Origin of the sequence: Streptomyces sp. NBC_00554 (assembly GCF_041431135.1) — a bacterium.
Lineage (GTDB): Bacteria > Actinomycetota > Actinomycetes > Streptomycetales > Streptomycetaceae > Streptomyces.
Map to the genome: position 1 here is coordinate 8,593,107 of NZ_CP107799.1, position 17,227 is coordinate 8,610,333.

Genomic DNA, 17,227 nt, shown 5'->3' on the forward strand with positions numbered 1-17,227 from the left:
GGGGTGAGGCGGGCGTGAGAGGTGGGCGTCAGCCTTGGCTGCCCGCCTCCACGATCGCCTTCAGGATCACCGAGTGGATCTGCGACGGGTCGTTGACCTGGTGGCCGGAACCGCCGGTCGCCTTGGCGATCTCCTCGACCTCCTCCTGGTCGGCGTCCGGGCCCACCGCGATCGCGATCAGCAGCACCGGGCGCTCCGGGGTGGTGAGTTCCTGCAACTTGGCGACCAGGGCCGAGCGCGAAATGCTTCCCGGGTCCTGGTTGACGCCGTCGGTCAGCAGTACCAGCGCGTTGAACTTCTCCTTCTTGTAGGAGGACGTGGCCGCCTGGTACGCGGCCAGCGTGGTGTCGTACAGACCCGTCGAGCCGCCCGGGACGGGCTCCAGGGCGCTGAAGGCGGCCGACAGCTTGTCCCGCTGGGTGCCCTCGCCCTTGGTGTCGCCGAGCCGCTCGGTCGGCACCACGACTTGGTAGTCGCGGTCGCCGTCGAGACGGGTGGAGAACTTCCACAGGCCGATCTCGTCCTCCGGGGTGAAGGTGGCGAGGGCCTGCAGCAGGGACGCCTTGGTGACGTCCATACGGGTCTGGTCGGTGCCCGGCACCGGCTCGGTCATGGAGGCGGAGGCGTCGACGACCGTGGTGATACGGGCGCTCTGCACCGTGATCGTCCACATGCCGAGGGCCTCCTGGAGCGCCTTCGCCGAGGCCGGTTCGGCCGCTACGCGTGCGTACGGCTGCGGGGCGCGTCCGCCCGCCTCGGTGACCAGTGCGGCCGAGGGGTTCTCGTCGTCCGTGCGGAAGCCGTGCTTCTCCAGGATCTTCTGGGGCTCCTTCTCGCCAAGCAGGGCCATGAACCGCAGGGCCGCGCGGCTCTCGTCGGTGCTCAGCCGTACCTCGTCGACCAGCGTGAACGGGTAGTCGAGCAGCGGCGTTCCGTCCTTGGGGTAGAAGAGGTCGAGCCCGTCGGCGTTGTCGGCCGAGGAGTTGTACGCGAACGCCGCCTGCTCGGAGAGGATCAGCGCCTGGTTCCGCTTCGGGTTGCCCTGCTCGGTGCCCGAGGAGTCGCGCGGGAGGGTGTCCAGGACCTGGCTGTCGTTGTCGGAAGTGCGCTGCGAGAGCGCCTGGGCCATGGCGGCCGCCTGGGTGTCGCCGCCCTCGGTCCCTGCCGCCGCGCTGCTCAGCTGCGTCAGCGCGAGCAGACCGGTCGCACTGCGCGCCGGGTCGGCGGCGCCGAGCTTCAGGCGGTCGCTCGTCATCGCGGCACCGGCCAACTCGGTCCAGGTGTACGTCTTGTCCGGCCACCCCAGCGACTTGGCGGCCGTCGGGATCATGGCGACGCCGACCGGCGACGACGCGACGTTGCCGACGTCGCTCACCTGGGTCGCGTCGCTGTCCCCGGTGACGCGCTGCACCCACAGATTCGAGTCGGGCACCCACGCCTGGACGTCGGACTTCTTGCCCGTCAGCAGGGCGTCGGCGACCTTGTACGACTCGCGAGCGGTCACGCTGACGTCGAGGCAGTGGCCGTCGGAGGTGATGTCGCGCTCACGGGCATACTCCGCCGTGGCCGTGAGAGCGGGTGCCAGGTCCGGCGATGCGGCGATCTTGACGCGCACCGCGTCGTCCCGGCAGGAGGAGCCGAAGGAGAGCAGGCCACTGCGGACCGCGACCGCAGTGCCTGCCGCGACCGTGAGTACGAGCGCCGTCGCGATGGCCACAGTGCGACGGCGCGCGCGTGGTCGGGGGTCGGCGGTGCCCGCCCCGTACTCGTCGGGCAAGCTGTGTCGTCCCATGAGGGTGGTGCCTCCCTGTTGAGCCCTGAGCCGTGAAACGGTCACAAGGCAGACAAAAGGGGGAGGTACGCCCCGTACGGCGCCCGTCCCCCAACGGCCAGTCGCGCACGATCTTCGTAACTTCTTTCGAGACCCTAGCGGGGCGAAGATGGGGATGAGGCGGGATTACTCAACTGGAGGCGGGAGTGCAGGTGGAGGCGGGGTCGGTGGCCGATTCCTTTCGGGAGAAGGGGCTGACACGACGGATTTTCCGGGATGAGACGCTGCTCGTCCTGGGGCTCTCGCTCGGCGCGAGCGGGGTTTCCGCGCTGATCAGCTTTATCGGGTCGGTCACCAAACCAGGAGGGCTCGCGAATCAGGCGGCCACCATGAACGCCTCGGCCGCGCCCGGGCGTCCCTGGCTGGATCTGGCCTGGCAGCTCTTCGGAATCGCGTCGGCGCTGGTGCCCGTCGCGCTGGTCGCGCACTTCCTGCTGAGGGAGGGCGAGGGGCTGCGCGTGATCGGCTTCGACCGCACGCGCCCCTGGCCGGACCTCGGGCGCGGGGCCGTGATCGCGGCGGTGATCGGCAGCACGGGCATCGCCTTCTATCTGGCGGCCCGGGGGTTCGGCGCCAACCTCACGGTGGTGCCCGAGGCGTTGCCCGACGTGTGGTGGAAATTCCCCGTGCTGATCATGTCCGCGATCCAGAACGCGGTCCTCGAAGAGGTGATCGTCGTCGGGTATCTGCTGCGCCGCCTTGGCCAGTTGGGCTGGACGCCGGTCACCGCGCTGGTGGCGAGCTCGGTGCTGCGCGGCTCCTACCACCTCTACCAGGGCATCGGCGGGTTCGTCGGCAACATGGCGATGGGCGTGGTCTTCGTCTACCTGTACCGGCGTTGGGGGCGAGTCGGGCCGTTGGTGGTGGCGCACTCGCTGCTCGACATCGGGGCATTCGTGGGGTACGCGCTGCTGGCGGGGAAGGTGGGGTGGCTGCCGACGGCGTGAGGCGGTCCTGAAGCGCGTACGGAACTTGAAGGGGCGTACGGCATTCTCGTACGCCCCTTCGGTGCTGTCACGCGAGCAGTTCGCCCTCGATGACCGTGACCGCGCGGCCGGTGAGGAGCGTGCGGTCGCCGCGCAGCCGGGTGCGGACGAGACCGGAGCGTGCGGAGGCCTGCAGGCCGGTGAGGTCCGGGCGGCCCAGGCGCTCGGACCAGTAGGGCGCGAGGGCTGTGTGGGCGCTGCCCGTGACCGGGTCCTCGTCGATGCCGAGGTTCGGGAAGAAGCAGCGGGACACGAAGTCGTAGCCCTGGGAGGGGTCTTCGGCGCGGGCGGTCGCGATGATGCCGCGCTCGGAGTATCGCGGGAGAGCCTTGTGGTCGGGGGTGAGGCCGCGGACCGTCTTCTCGTCGGCGACCTCGATCAGCAGGTCGCCGATGTTCGGGCCGGTGTCGAAGACCGAGAGCGGCTGGGTACCGAGGGCCTCGGCGACCTTGTCCGGGATCTCGACCGGGGTGAGCGGCGCGGTGGGGAAGTCCAGCGTGATGGAACCGTCCTCGTGGGGGGTGGCGATGAGGACGCCGCTGAGCGTGGCGAACCGTACGGGTCCCTCGTGGGCGCCCGTGGTGTGCAGCACGTGGGCGGTCGCCAGCGTCGCGTGCCCGCACATCGCGACCTCGGCGACGGGGGTGAACCAGCGCAGCGCCCAGTCGGCCTCGCCGCCCTTGGGCAGGCGGTGGGCGAACGCCGTCTCGGCGTGGTTGACCTCCAGCGCCACGTTCTGGAGCCAGGCGTCGTCCGGGAAGGACGACGCCGACGCCGACGGGGACGGGTCGAGGAGGAGGACCCCGGCCGGGTTGCCGGTGAAGGGGCGGTCGGTGAAGGCGTCGACGATTCGAATGCGCATGGGAGCGACGCTAACCGTCCCGCGAATCCGCCGGCCAAGGCCAATTCCGTTGTACTGGACCGGTTCTGGGCGGGAGGGGCTCTGGCCGGGCCCGCACCGTGAGGTCAGCGCATGCTGTCGGGGTTCGTGACGCGCGGCAGTGCCTGCTCGGTCCAGATCGTCTTGCCCGGGGCCGTGTAGCGGGTTCCCCACGTCTGTGCGACCTGCGCGGTGATGAAGAGGCCGCGTCCGCCCTCGTCGACCATGCCCGCGTGGCGCAGGTGTGGTGCGGCCGTGCCCGCGTCCCGTACCTCGCAGGTCAGGGTGCGGTCGTGGATCAGGCGGAGCTCAAGTGGCGGGCTGCCGTACTTGACCGCGTTGGTGACGAGTTCGCTGACGATGAGCTGGGTGTTGAAGGCAGTCTCGTCGTCCACGTGCCACGCGGCGAGCTGCCCGCGCGTGCGGCGTCGGGCGAGGGCCACGGCCGTGGGGTCGGGGTCGAGCGGCCACGCGGCGAACCGGTCGGGGGGAAAGGACCGGGTGCGCGCGACGATCATCGCGGCATCGCCGGCGCCCAGACCTGCCGGGAGCGCGTAGACGAGGGCGTCGCAGAGGTCCTGCAGCGGGCGCTCGCGGTAGTCCGGCGCCGACGGCAACGGACCTGAGGACTCCGCGAGATACGCGGTGAGCAGCGGGTCACTCGTGAACACCAGGACGCTGCCGTCCGGCACCTCGACGTCGACGGCGGCGAAGGGCGCGCCCTCCGTCGTGCCCAGCCGCGGCCCGGCAGGTGCGCCGGGGACGGTCACCGTGCGGTCGGGGCGCACGACGAGGGGAGCCAGGTGGCCGCCTGCCGCCATCGTGAACATGCCGGTAAGAGGGTCGTGTACCGCGTACACACAGTCGGCGGTGAGCGCCTCGCGGCGCAGCGGATCGCCGAACGGGAGATGCGACCGTTCGGCCGCGAGTTGTCCCGCCGTGTGGTGCAGACGGGCGAGGAGTTCGTCGGGGGCGAGGTCGAACGCCGACAGGGAGCGTACGGCGGTGCGCAGCTGCCCCATGGTCGCGGCCGCGTTCAGACCGCGCCCCGACACCTTGCCGACGACGAGGGCGGTACGGGCGCCGGACAGGGCGATGGTGTCGTACCAGGCGCCCGGATCGGCGCCGGTGACGGAGAGGTAGGCGGTCTCCAGCGACGGGTGGGTCACCGGGCGGCGGGGCAGCAGCTGGCGCTGGACCGTGGCGGCGACCGTGTGCTCCCGGATGTAGCGCCGCGCGTTGTCGATGCACAACGCCGTGTGTGTGGCCAGCTCGGCCGCGAGCTCCCGGTCGCCCTCGTCGAAGGGAGGGGAGTTTCCGCTGCGGTACAGGCTGACCACGCCGAGGGCCGCGTCGCGCAGCGCCAGGGGAACCACGAGGAGGGAGTGGGCCCCCGAGGAGTGGATGGCCTCCGCGCGCGGGGGATCGACGGACAGCCACGGTGCGGTCGGACGGAGCGCGACCACGCGTGGACGCAGGTCCGTCAGGGCTTGGGTGAAAGGGGTCGGAGCCGGCAGCCGGCGGACGTCGCCCACCGGATGGGCCTGCGGCGGCCGTGCCCGGTTGCTGCGGAACGCGGTGCGCATCAGGGGCGTGCCCGTGGGCAGCGGGGCCTGCGGCGGGTCGTCACCGCGGATCACGGCCTCCACCACCTCCACGATCGCGATGTCGGCGAACGCGGGGACCACGGTCGGGACGAGTTCCTCGCCGGTCACGGCCGGATCCAGAGTGCGTCCCACGTACCGGCGTACGGAGTCGAGCACCTCGCTTCGGGTACGGGCGCGTTCCCGTGCGGTGACGTCGATCGCGGTGACGGCCACTCCCAGCACCGACCCGCGCGGGCTCTGCAGGCGCAGCGCGCTGATCTCGAAGTGCCGCTCCTGCGGTGGGTCCCCTTTGACACGCGCCCGGACGACGCGCTGCAGCAGGGGGGCTCCGCTGTCCAGCACCTCGCGCAGGAGTGCCTCCAGGGCGCCGCCTTCGACGATGTCGTAGACATCGCGGACCGGGCGTCCCTGCAGTTCGTCCGAGGGACCGCCACGCATGAGGGGGGTGGCGGTGTTGACCCGTACCACCCGCAGATCGGTGTCCAGCAGGTGGAGCCCGATCGGTGACTGCGTGAACAGCGCCTCCAGCATCGAGATCGCCGTCTCGTCCACTTGCCGGCCGGGGTCGTGCGCCACGGGGACCACCTCCGAGCTCCCATTGCGCTTGCTCCGGCGCACGGCTGCCCCACATCCGGGCGCGCTTCCAGCGTGCTCCGCGGTCGGCGCGCTCGCACCCGCAGAGCGCCCGGCCGCGCTGAAGGAGCTGGCGGGACGACCCGTTCTCCGGCGCCGGAGAACTCACCCGTGCCGGGGGAGGCCGGCGCGCCCCGGCGCGGCGAGGGTGGCGGATGCGGGGCGCACGGCGCCCGGGACGCTCGGGTGCCCGGGACGCTCCTGCCGGAAGGAACCACTGATATGCGACGTTATCCCCCGATCGCGGACCATGGGCTGGTCGGAGACCTGCAGACCGCCGCGCTGGTCTCCTCCGACGGCACGGTCGACTGGCTGTGTGCGCCCAGGTTCGACTCGCCCAGCGTGTTCGCCTCGCTCCTCGACCACGACCGCGGCGGGCACTTCACCGTCGCCGCCGACACCCAACGCCCCCCGGTGCAGCTGTACTTGCAGGACACCGCGATCCTGGTGACCCGTTTCCTCGGGGAGGCGGGAGTGGGCGAGGTGATCGACTTCATGCCGGTGGACCACCCGGAGCGCCCGGCGGCCCGGCACCGGCTGGTCAGGATCCTGAGGGCGACCCGTGGCCAGGTCCGCTTCTCCCTGGAGTGCCGGCCCCGCTTCGACTACGGCCGAGCCGGGCACCGCACCGACGTGGGCGAGGACGCGGTCCGCTTCGACGCTCCCGGCGCCCAGGCGTCGCTGCAGACGGCCGGTCCCATCAGGTGGAGCAGGGAAGGGGACGACGTACGCAGCGAACTCACCCTGGCCGAGGGCGAGTTCGCCGCCGTAGTGCTGACAGTGGGTGATGCGGACGACGCGCCCTTGCCGCCGCTGACGGAGGCGGACGTGAGGACGTTGTTCAAGGGGACCCGGGACTTCTGGCACGCGTGGGTTCGCCGCAGCCGGTACCGCGGGCGCTGGCAGGACATGGTGAACAGGTCGGCCATCACGCTGAAACTGCTCACGTACGCGCCGACCGGAGCGCCCGTCGCGGCGCCCACCATGGGGCTGCCCGAGCAGATCGGCGGCACACGCAACTGGGACTACCGCTACACCTGGATACGGGACGGCTCGTTGTCGGTCGGTGCTCTGCTGGGACTCGGTTACCTCGAGGAGGCTCACGCGTTCAGCAAGTGGCTCGGTGACCGGGTCAGGGCGGGCCGCACTGTGAGCGGCGAGCCCCTGCAGATCATGTACCGCATCGACGGGGAACCGGACCTGCCGGAGGAGGTTCTCGACCACTTCGAGGGCTACCAGGGATCGGCCCCGGTACGGGTGGGCAACGGCGCCGCGGGCCAGCTCCAGCTCGACATCTACGGTGAGGCGGCGCTGGCATTGGCGCAAGGGGTGGAGGACGCTCGCCAAGTGCCGCCGTACGAGGGCTGGAAGGCCCTGTCCGGGGTGCTCGACTGGCTGGTGAAGGCCTGGGACCGGCCCGACGAGGGGATCTGGGAGACCCGGGGCGGACAGAAGGACTTCACCTACAGCCGCGTCATGTGCTGGACCGCCTTCGACCGGGGCATCCGGATGGCCCGTGAATTCGCCCGGCCCGCCGACACCGCGGGATGGGGCGCGGCACGGGACGACATCATGGGCCAGGTCATGGAGCGCGGCTGGAGCACGGAGCGCCGGGCGTTCGTGCAGGAGTACGGGGACACCACCCTCGATGCCTCCCTGCTGCTCATGCCCTCCGTCGGTTTCATCTCGCCGAAGGATCCGCGCTGGCTGTCCACGATGGAGGCGATGGAACAGGAACTCGTCTCCGACAGCCTTGTCCATCGGTACGACCCGGCGGCGTCCCCGGACGGACTGCGCGGCAGCGAGGGCACGTTCTCCCTGTGCAGCTTCCTGTACGTCGACGCGCTCGCGCAGGCGGGGCAGCTCGGTTCGGCCAGGTATGCCTTCGACAAGATGCTCACCTACGCCAACCACGCGGGTCTGTTCGCCGAGGAGATCGGTCCCACGGGGGACCAGCTCGGGAACTTCCCGCAGGCCTTCACGCACTTGGCGCTGATCACGGCCGCCCTCTCGCTGGATCACCAGATGGACGCCGCCCGCTGAAGGCCGCGGGTCTTTCAACGGACCCGCAGAAGCGTGCGCTGGGCCCAGGGCCTCCGGGCGAGGCACCGGGCCCGGCGCGCACATGCGCAGGAACGCTGGGATGCTGAAAGGAGCGCTGCCCATGACCTGACGAACAACGGCGGTGAGTTCCATGGCTGGGTTGGCGGAGAACGGTCAGGAAGCGGCCACGCCGGGCGCCGATCCCAGGGGAGACCCGTTTCTGCGGACGCGGTTCGCGATACCGACGCCCCCTGCGACGTTCCTGCGGCGGGAGCGGTTGGTCAGCCACCTCGACCAGGCACTTCTGACACCGCTGACCGTGGTCAATGGAGCCGCGGGGGCGGGCAAGACCCTGCTGGTCGCCGACTGGACCGCGGCACGGGACACGTCCGTCGCCTGGCTCACCACCGAAGCGGACCAGGGGTGCGGAACGTTCTGGGCGTATCTGCTCCAGGCCCTGCGCGTCTCCGGTGTGCCGCTGCCCGCCGAGGTCGGGTTCCCCGCGGACGCGAGCCGTGTGGACCACGCGCTGTTGGCGCGGCTCGCCGCCGCACTGAGCGATCGGGACGCGCCCGCGATCGTGGTGCTCGACGCGTACGACCGGGTGACCGACCCGGAGATCGCGGAGCAGCTGGAGTTCGTCCTGCACCACTCGGGACGGGGCATGCGCCTGATTCTCGTCACCCGCACCGAACCGCTGCTGCCGCTGCACCGTTACCGAGCGGCCGGCGACATGACGGAGATCAGGGACGCCGAGCTGGCCTTCACCCTCGACGAAGCGGCCGTACTGCTGGAGTCGCACGGGCTGCGCCTTCCCGTGCCCGCTGCGCGCACGCTCGTGGAGCGCACCCGGGGATGGGCCGTCGGACTGCGGCTGTGCGCCCTGGCCGCGCGGGAGAGCCCGGATCCCGAGAGGTATCTGAAGGAGTTCGAGGCCGAAGACACCACGGTCGCCGACTTCCTGCTCGCGGAGGTGCTCGAGCGGCAGAGCCCCGAGACGCAGGACCTCCTCCTGCGGGTCAGCGTCCTCGAGCGCTTCTGTCCCGAGCTGGCCAACGCGCTGACGGAGAGAACCGATGCGGTGTCCATCCTGGCCGCGCTGCACCGCGAGAACGCGTTCGTCGAGCACCTCGGGCACGCCTCGTACCGCCTCCACCCGCTGTTCGGGGAGATCCTCCGTGCCCATCTGCGGGCGCGGTCTCCCGGCCTCGAGCCCGAACTCCACCGGCGGGCCGCGGTCTGGCTGCGGGACTCCGGATCCCTCGCGGAGACACTCGGTCACGGTGCGGCCGCGGGCGACTGGGAGTTCACGGCCGGTGCCCTCGTCGACGATCTCGCCATCGGCCAGCTCTTCACCGGCCTGCGCCGCGACGACCTGGCCGAACTGTTCTCGCGGATGGGGCCCGAGGCCACCAGCCCCGCCACGGAACTGGTCCACGCGGCCCGTGAACTGTCCGGGTGCGACCTCGACCGGGGCCTGACCCACCTGCAGCACGCCCAGCAGAGTCTTGCGGGGCAGCAGATGCCGGCCGGGGACGGCTCGACCGGCCTCGCGGCGGCCCAGCTGAGCTGCGCCCTCCTGGAAGCCCTGGCGGCCCGGCTGACCGGTTCGCCGGACAGGGCGGAAATGGCGGCGGAGGCGGCCGAGAGACTCCAGGAGCGGATACCCACCCGCCTCCTTGAAGAGCATCCCGAACTCACCGCTCTCCTGATGACCCATCTCGGCTCGACGCGGCTGTGGGCCGGGCGCTTCGACGGCGCACGTGCCGCTCTCACCACGGCGGCGGGCTCCTCCGGGGGAGCGTCGACGGCCCTTCCGCGCGGGGAGTCCCTGGGGCATCTGGCCTTGATCGACTACTTGAACGGCTGGCTCGGCAGGGCGGAACGCAAGGCCCTGGCGGCGCTGCACACGGCGGAGCGGTTCAGTCTGCCTCGGGCGTCCGGCTCCGGCCTCGGCCTACTGGTCCTGGCCGCCGTCGCGGTCGACCGGAACGAACTGGGTGAGGCTCAGGACCTCCTCGACGAGGCCGCCGACCCGCACCGCGAGATGCGGGACCCGGTGACGGAAGCGGGGCGGTCCATCGCCACCTCCGGTCTGCTGTCTGCGAAGGGTCACACGCAAGCCGCGCTCGCAGCGACGGAACAGGCGGTCACCGCCGACGTGGTCTCCCCCTGGGCGGTGGGACACACCGCGCTGGTCGCCTCCGCCGTACACCTGGCGGAAGGCAGGCCGGAGACTGCCGCCGAGCTGCTGCAGGCGGTGCCCGACGGCCAGGTGGCGTGCGTCGTGGGGGCCGCGCGGGCTCAGCTCGCCGCGGGCAGGCCCGCCGAGGCGATCGACCTGCTCGACGGCTTGCACCCCGAGGGCCGCCTCGGCCCCGCGGTGACCGTCCGGGCCTCGCTGGTGAGGGCGCGTGCCGCCGACGAGGCGGGGGACTTCGCCGCCTCGCGCAGGCTCGTCGTCCAGGCCCTCCACGAGGCCCGGCGTGAGCGGCTGCGGCGTCCCTTCATCGAAGCCGGGCCGTGGATCCGGCCTCTGCTGTGCCTCGTACCGATGCGCGGTCTTGCCGCGGGCTGGCTCACGCCTGGTCCGACACCGCGCGGCGGTCCGCACCCGCCCAAGGACCAGCCTCCCGCGCCTGTCGTGGAGGAGCTGACCGGACGCGAGCGCGATGTGCTGCAACGGCTGGCCCAGATGATGTCGACGGACGAGATCGCCGCCGATCTGTATGTCTCGGTGAACACGGTCAAGACCCACCTCAAGAGCGTCTACCGGAAGCTGGCGGTCAATCGGCGTCACGATGCGGTGCTCCGCGGGCGCGAGCTGGGGCTGCTGTGACCGTCCCGGCGTGAGCGGTGAGCGGTGAGCGGTGAGCGGTGCACGGGCTCGCGCGGCTCGTCCGGCTCGCCCGTGGTGGGTGAGGCGCAGGGGGAGTTCTTCGGCTGCGATAGGGGTGGTGGCAGGGAACGTACCCGCCGCTGCCCGGCCGACTCCGCCGGCGTCCCGGGCCGACTCGGAGGTGGACACCGTGACGCACTGGCGGGCGCTGATCGTCCTGGGTACCGCCCAGTTCCTGATGGTTCTCGACACATCTGTCATGAGTGTGTCGATCAGCCAGCTGGTCGAGGACTTCGACACCGAGGTCACCGCCATCCAGGCGGTCATCACGCTGTACGCGCTGGTCATGGCAGCGTTCATGATCATCGGCGGCAGGCTCGGAGACATCTTCGGGCGCCGCCGCCTCTTCTTCGTGGGCCTCGCCGTCTATGGCACGGGGTCGGCGCTGACCGCCGTGGCTCCCACCCTCTGGGTTCTCACGCTGGGCTGGTCGGTCATCGAAGGACTCGGTGCCGCGATGGTGCTGCCGGCCATGGCGGCCCTCGTGGCCGAGTCCTACCGCGGGCGGGACCGGGCCGTCGCCTACGGCGTCATCGGCGGTCTCGCCGGGGCCGGGATCGCGGTCGGCCCGCTGCTGGGCGGCTGGATGACGACGTACCTCACCTGGCGGCTGGTGTTCGCCGGTGAGGTCGTGGTCGTCATCGCCGTCCTGTGCTGCCACCGGGTGATCACGGAATCACCGCGGACCGGTCCGCACCCCCGGCTGGACGGCGTCGGCGCCGCGCTCTCGGCGACGGGACTGGCGCTGGGCGTGCTCGGTGTGCTGCAGAGCGGCACCTGGGGATGGGTGCAGCCCCGCAACCCGCCCTTCACCGTTCTGGGCTTCGCGCCGACGCTGTTCGTCATCGGCGCCGGGGTGGCCGTACTGGCCCTCTTCGTGCACTGGGAGAGGCGGCGGGACGCCCGCGGCGACGAGCCCCTGATCCATCTGCCACTGCTGCACAAGCCCGCGCTGCGCTCCGGCCTGATGTCACTGCTGAGCCAGAACCTCATCCTGCTGGGACTGTTCTTCGCCATCCCGCTGTACTTGCAGGTGGTGCAGGGTTTCGACGCGTTCCAGACCGGTCTGCGCCTGCTCCCGGTGTCCGTGACCATGCTCGCGGCCTCCATGTGCGCCGCCCGGCTGGCACGAGTGGCCGGACCGCGCACGGTGGTCCGACTGGCTCTGGTGACCCTGGCCGGGGCCATCGTGTGGCTGCTGGCCACCATCGACCCGGTCATCGACGATGCACAGTTCGCCGGCGCCATGGCACTGCTGGGCGTCGGCATGGGCCTGCTCGCCTCGCAGCTGGGCAACGTCGTCCAGTCCAGTGTGAGTGAGGACGAACGCAGCGAGGCCGGCGGGCTGCAGTTCACAGCCCAGAACCTTGGCTCCGCACTGGGCACCGCGCTCATCGGCTCGCTGCTCATCGGTGCTCTCGCCCAGGCCTTCACCACGCAGGTGGAGGACCACCCGGGGCTGTCGGAGGAAGCCCGTCAGCAGACCGGTGTCGCCCTCGAAGCAGGGATCACTTTCGTGCCGACAGATGAGGTGCGCTCGGCGGCCGAACAGGCCGGGCTGCCGCCGTCCGAGGTCGACGCCCTCGCGGACTCCTACGCGTCGGCGCAGCTCGACGGTCTGAAGGCGGCGATCCTTGCCACCGGCGGAATCACACTCGCCAGTTTCCTGGTCACTTCGCATCTGCCGAACCGCCGGGCCGGCCGTCCGAAGGGTTCAGACACCGGCGCACCGGCCGACACGATCGGCTCGGCCGGCTGACTCCGAGGAGGGCGCGATGTCCAGGACGGAGCACGCCACGGGCCGAGCGCGCAATGTCGAGGAGCGCCGGGCCCGTGCCGACTACACCGGTGGCGTCTACGGATCCATGCTCGCCGCCTCCGTAGTGGTCGGCGCCGGGGCCCTGGGCTCGTTCCCGCGCCTGGAGCTGGTGCTGCTGTTGTTGCTCACCGGCGTGGCGTTCTGGGTCGCACATGTGCACGCCCAGCTGTTCGGAGCGCGCCTGGCGGAGCACAGCCTGAACCGCCGGGTCGTGTTCGAGGTGTGCCGTGACGAGTGGCCGATCGTCAACGCGGCGGTCCCGCCCGCCCTGGCCGTGGCCGTCAGCCCCCTCCTGGGGCTCGACGTGGCGGGCGCCCTCTGGCTCGCGCTCTCCGTCGCCGTGGCGGGTCAGGTGGGCTGGTCGGCAGCCGCGGCGCGGCGTGCCGGTGCCTCGTGGCGTCTGGTGGCCGTCACGGCTTCGGTGAATCTGCTGCTGGGTCTGCTGATCATCTCGTTCAAGATCTTCCTGAAGCACTGATCTTCCTGATCCGAAGACCTGAACCTCCTGATCCGAAGCGCTGATCCTCCTGAGCCGAGGAACTGATCTTCCGGAAGCGTCGACGCAGGTGGAGCGCGTGCCGGGCGGTCTATCACCTGTACGGGGTGAGGCCGGGCGGCGCCTCGGCGGCGGAGGATCAGATGGAAGGGCGCAGCCCGCCTGTCCCAGGCCTCCCGGGGGAGAGCAGCTCATGCGCTACGAGATCCGTGTCGACGGACACATGTCAGAGACGTTGACCAAAGTCTTTCCCGAACTGGACCACGTGGTCATGTCGGGTCAGACCATCCTGTTCGGGCACGTCATCGACGAGGCACACCTGTACGGGCTGCTGGCACGCTGCCAGTCGCTGGGGCTACGGGTCCTGGAGATGCGTCAGCTGCCGGAGTAGCTCGCACGCTCCGTTCGGCATGCTGCGGGGTGCGGGGGTCTCAGAGGCTCTCCGCGTGGATCCTGCCGGAGCGGGCGGCGGCGCCCAACGCCTCGAAGTCCCGCTCGTTCTGATCGGCGTAGGCCTGGGCGAATTCGATGAGCGCGCGGTCGAAGCGGTCGCTCCCGCCCAGGTAGGCGCCGATGGCGACGGGGTCGCCGGAGCGGGCGTGTGCCCGCGCGAGACAGGCTCCGCACACTTGCGCGAACAGGCTCAGCAGGCCGGGGTCCATGGTGTCCGGCCGCGCGATGCCCTTCCAGTCCCGCAACTGTCGGACGTAGAAGTCCCGACCGCGTCCGTCGAGGCCGATGACATGGGTCCAGCCCAGGAAGATGTCGCTGGTCGTCTGGATCAGCCGCTGTCCCGCCACCACGCGCCGGCCCTGGTTGTCGTACGGTTCGCCGCCCGTGTGGGCGGCGAGGACCGACTCCTCTGCCTCCTTGGCCTGCAGCAGCAGGGGGTCGCCGTCGTCCCTGCCGAGCAGGAGCAGGACCCAGCAGCGGGTGCCGACACTGCCGACGCCCACCACCTTCCGGGCCATGTCGACCAGGCGGTAGTGGCGCAGCAGATGCCGGCGCTCCGACGACAGGGTCCGCGCGTACCCGGCCACAATGGTCTTGAGCTCCTTCTCCTCCGCGTCCTCGGAGGAGTCCGTGAGCAGGTCCCGGAGCGGAGTGATCAGCGGTGGGTCCGGTGCGATGCGCCGACCCTCGGACGTGACCCGGGTGAGCTTCGCGAAGGCCTGGAGGTGCGTGCGTGTACGGGCTCGCGACGTCGCCTCGGCCGTGCGGTGCCTGGACTCCTTGTCCATCGACGAGGCCATCAGTGCCCGCAGACGGTCGGCGTCGTCCTGTGCGTACCAGATGTCCAGGGTGCGCATGCCGGCGAACTCCCGTATCCGCTCCCGGTAGGTCCCTACGCATGTCCGCACGACGTCGTTCTGCTCCTTGACCGAGAACCCGTTGGCCCTGCCCGCGATCGCGAAGCTGGCCGCCAGCCGTTTGACGTCCCATTCGAACGGCCCGGCCAGGGTCTCGTCGAAGTCGTTGATGTCGAAGACCAGATGACGCTCGGGCGAGGCCAGCAGCCGGAAGTTGAGCAGGTGAGCGTCTCCGCACAGCTGCACCGTCAGGCCCGTGTTCGGGGTGGGACCGAGGTCCATGGCCATGATCGAGGCCGCACCACGGTAGAAGCGGAACGGGGCCTCCAGCATGCGGCCGTAGCGGATCGGCACCAACTCCGGCACCCGCGAGTCGGACTGACTCCCTATCACCTCGACCGGGTCGGGCCTTTTCTCGTCTGCCTCGAACCAGCCGTGACACGAACGCGAGGCCCGTTTGCGTGCGCTCCTGCCGTACGCCGTTCTCTCGGCCGGGGACAGGGAAGCTGTGAATGCGCTCGGAATGGTCATGGCTCGAACCTCCTGGACCTCTCTCTTCCATCGTGCAGCCGTGCCACTCCGGCGGCGACTCGCCGGCAGTCCTGGCGCCGGGAGCACTAGTAGGGCGACGTCGCCGTACCCGGCGGTGGTGAACGTGGTCGGCGTGAGGGTGCGAGCGCACGGATCACCCGCCGAGGGTGACCCGGCGGCCGACGGTGGGAGAGACGCTGGCCCGGTGAGATCCCCGTACACCGCCCCGTCGGCGGTCCGGGAACGACTCGCCCGATCACGTGAGGAGGAGCCATGACCGTGTCGCGTGGTCCGGCGCCCAGTACCGGACCGGAACACATGCCCGGCGGGGCGGCCCCCGCACCGGCCGCCGACCCTGCGGACGTGCTTGCCGGACTCGGGCGCTCCTGGCAGTGGATCCTGGGTTCCGCGATCGCCACGCTCGTGCCGGGCATCCTTGTCCTGGTCTGGCCGGACGAGACCCTGCACGTTCTGGCGGTCCTCATCGGCCTGTACCTGCTCGTGACCGGGGCTTTCCGGTTCGTGGCGGCCTTCGCCAGGGACGAGAGCGGGGAACGGCTGCCCGGTCTGCTCCTCGCGGTGCTGTTCGTGCTGGCCGGGGTGCTGTGCCTGAGGAACCCGCTGCAGACCATCGCCGCGCTCTCGCTGATCGTCGGGATCGTCTGGTTGGTGTCCGGCATCCTCACCCTTTTCACGGCCATCGCCGCCAAGGACCTGCCTCACCGCGGCTTCGTCATCGGCGGCGCGGTGATCGCCATCCTGGCGGGCATCGTGGTGCTGGCCCTGCCGACCGAGTCGGCCCGGGCCCTGACCAGGCTGCTCGGCCTCTGGCTCGTTCTGCTCGGCCTGGTCGAGGTGGCCCTCGCGTTCGCATGGCGAGCGGCACTCCGCAGGTCCGGTGTCGCGGAACCGCACGGATCCGACGAGACGGTCTGATGCCCCGCGCCGGACGCCGTGGCGGTCCGTCGGGACCCCTGGACGCCACGTCCCCCTTTGTTCCTGGTCGGCGCCGTCCTCCGGACGGCCGACCGGGGACGGTCCACGGCTCGTCCGCTCACCCGCCCCGGGTGAGGTGCCCGGACCTCGCTGTGGTCACGCTGAAGACGGCAAAAACGGCTGCCGGGCGAACGCCCGGGACGGAGGAATGACATGAGTGGGCAGATGTACCTCGCGTACGACTATCCGCTGCTGAGCGTCTTCTGGTCCATGCTGTGGTTCTTCCTGTGGATCATGTGGTTCGTTCTGCTCTTCCGGATCGTCGTCGACATCTTCCGGGACGACGCCATGAGCGGCTGGGCCAAGGCGGGCTGGCTGGTGTTCGTCATCGTCCTGCCCTTCCTGGGCATCCTCATCTACGTGATCGCCCGCGGCAAGAACATGGGCCGCCGGGAGGTGGCGCAGGCTCGCGCGCAGCAGCAGGCCTTCGACAGCTACGTCCGGGAGACCGCCAAGGGCGGCGACGGCAGGCCCAGCAGTGCCGACGAACTCGCCAAGCTGTCCGAGATCCGCGCCCGCGGCGACATCACGGACGAGGAGTTCCGCAGGGCGAAGGAGCTGGTCCTCAGCGACCACGGCCCGGCGCAACGCGCGGGTGCCGGCGCCTCCTCCGCCTCCGGTCACTGAGGGCACCGCACGACACTGAAACGAGGTAGCACCATGACCGCGACACACAGCGCGCATGTCCAGACGACCGGGCGCCCATGGGCCGAAGGCTTGACGGTTTTCGCAGCCGTCATGCTCATGATCGCAGGCGTACTGGACATCCTGCGGGGCGTCATGGCGATCGCAGAGGACGACGTCTTCGTCGCGACACGCAACTACGTCTTCGAGTTCGACCTCACCAGCTGGGGCTGGATCCACCTGGTTCTGGGCGCCCTCGCCGTGATCGTCAGTTTCGGACTCTTCCAGTCGTCATTGTGGGCGCGCGTCGCCGGAGTGGCCATCGCCGGACTGATCATCATCGCCAACTTCCTCTCCCTGCCGTACTCCCCTGTCTGGTCGATCGTGATGATCGCCTTCTCCGGGTTCATCATCTGGGCGCTGTGCGTGGTCCGGTCGGACGAGTCGGCCGACTCGTCCGAGGGCGCGCCGCGCGACGTGTGAACAGAGACCTGACGGAGAGCCCCGGCACGTGAACGAGATCTGGAGGAGAGACCCGGAACGGGCCGTGCACCGGAGGCGGAAACCGCGGT

Annotated in this window: 13 protein-coding genes; 9 read left to right on the forward strand and 4 right to left on the reverse strand. The window is 70.6% G+C overall.

Features of this window, described 5'->3' with window-relative positions; translation table 11 throughout:
- Positions 1-28 precede the first annotated feature (28 nt).
- Entirely contained in the window at positions 29-1,792 is a 1,764-nt protein-coding gene (locus OG266_RS37935; protein ID WP_266467998.1) for a substrate-binding and VWA domain-containing protein, read from the reverse strand.
- Between the two features lie 185 nt (positions 1,793-1,977).
- Between OG266_RS37935 and OG266_RS37940 the strand changes: the two genes are divergently transcribed.
- Positions 1,978-2,778 (forward strand): CPBP family intramembrane glutamic endopeptidase, encoded by an 801-nt coding sequence (locus OG266_RS37940; protein WP_266468002.1) that lies wholly within the window; start codon positions 1,978-1,980, stop codon positions 2,776-2,778.
- 67 nt (positions 2,779-2,845) lie between these two features.
- Here OG266_RS37940 and OG266_RS37945 read toward each other — a convergent pair whose 3' ends face one another.
- Entirely contained in the window at positions 2,846-3,679 is an 834-nt protein-coding gene (locus OG266_RS37945; RefSeq protein ID WP_371551254.1) for a PhzF family phenazine biosynthesis protein, read from the reverse strand.
- A gap of 104 nt (positions 3,680-3,783) precedes the next feature.
- Complete coding sequence (locus OG266_RS37950) at positions 3,784-5,880, reverse strand: SpoIIE family protein phosphatase (protein WP_371551257.1); 2,097 nt, start codon at positions 5,878-5,880, stop codon at positions 3,784-3,786.
- A 279-nt stretch (positions 5,881-6,159) separates the two neighbouring features.
- Between OG266_RS37950 and OG266_RS37955 the strand changes: the two genes are divergently transcribed.
- The 5 genes from OG266_RS37955 (at position 6,160) to OG266_RS37975 (ending at position 13,585) form a co-directional block, all read left to right on the forward strand.
- Positions 6,160-7,980, forward strand: a complete 1,821-nt coding sequence (locus OG266_RS37955) for a glycoside hydrolase family 15 protein (protein WP_371551259.1) — start codon at positions 6,160-6,162, stop codon at positions 7,978-7,980.
- Positions 7,981-8,131: 151 nt separating this feature from the next.
- Positions 8,132-10,819: a LuxR C-terminal-related transcriptional regulator gene (locus OG266_RS37960; RefSeq protein ID WP_371551260.1), complete on the forward strand. Its 2,688-nt coding sequence runs from the start codon at positions 8,132-8,134 to the stop codon at positions 10,817-10,819.
- Between the two features lie 190 nt (positions 10,820-11,009).
- Positions 11,010-12,638 (forward strand): MFS transporter, encoded by a 1,629-nt coding sequence (locus tag OG266_RS37965; protein ID WP_371553099.1) that lies wholly within the window; start codon positions 11,010-11,012, stop codon positions 12,636-12,638.
- Positions 12,639-12,654: 16 nt separating this feature from the next.
- The gene (locus OG266_RS37970) at positions 12,655-13,176 is read left to right on the forward strand and encodes a hypothetical protein (RefSeq protein ID WP_266824487.1); all 522 of its coding nucleotides are present in this window, start codon (positions 12,655-12,657) and stop codon (positions 13,174-13,176) included.
- A gap of 211 nt (positions 13,177-13,387) precedes the next feature.
- Positions 13,388-13,585 (forward strand): hypothetical protein, encoded by a 198-nt coding sequence (locus OG266_RS37975; RefSeq protein ID WP_266468019.1) that lies wholly within the window; start codon positions 13,388-13,390, stop codon positions 13,583-13,585.
- 40 nt (positions 13,586-13,625) lie between these two features.
- Here OG266_RS37975 and OG266_RS37980 read toward each other — a convergent pair whose 3' ends face one another.
- A complete protein-coding gene (locus OG266_RS37980) occupies positions 13,626-15,035 on the reverse strand; it encodes a DUF2252 domain-containing protein (RefSeq protein ID WP_266468022.1) in 1,410 nt (469 codons plus the stop codon).
- Positions 15,036-15,308: 273 nt separating this feature from the next.
- On the opposite strand from OG266_RS37980, the gene OG266_RS37985 reads away from it, so the two are divergent.
- The 3 genes from OG266_RS37985 (at position 15,309) to OG266_RS37995 (ending at position 17,138) form a co-directional block, all read left to right on the forward strand.
- Positions 15,309-15,971 carry an HdeD family acid-resistance protein gene (locus tag OG266_RS37985; protein ID WP_266468025.1) on the forward strand — a complete coding sequence of 221 codons (663 nt, stop codon included), beginning with the start codon at positions 15,309-15,311 and terminating at the stop codon, positions 15,969-15,971.
- A 213-nt stretch (positions 15,972-16,184) separates the two neighbouring features.
- On the forward strand, positions 16,185-16,658 hold the full coding sequence (locus tag OG266_RS37990) for an SHOCT domain-containing protein (protein ID WP_371551264.1): 474 nt from the start codon (positions 16,185-16,187) through the stop codon (positions 16,656-16,658).
- A gap of 33 nt (positions 16,659-16,691) precedes the next feature.
- A complete protein-coding gene (locus OG266_RS37995; protein WP_371551266.1) occupies positions 16,692-17,138 on the forward strand; it encodes a hypothetical protein in 447 nt (148 codons plus the stop codon).
- Positions 17,139-17,227 lie beyond the last annotated feature (89 nt).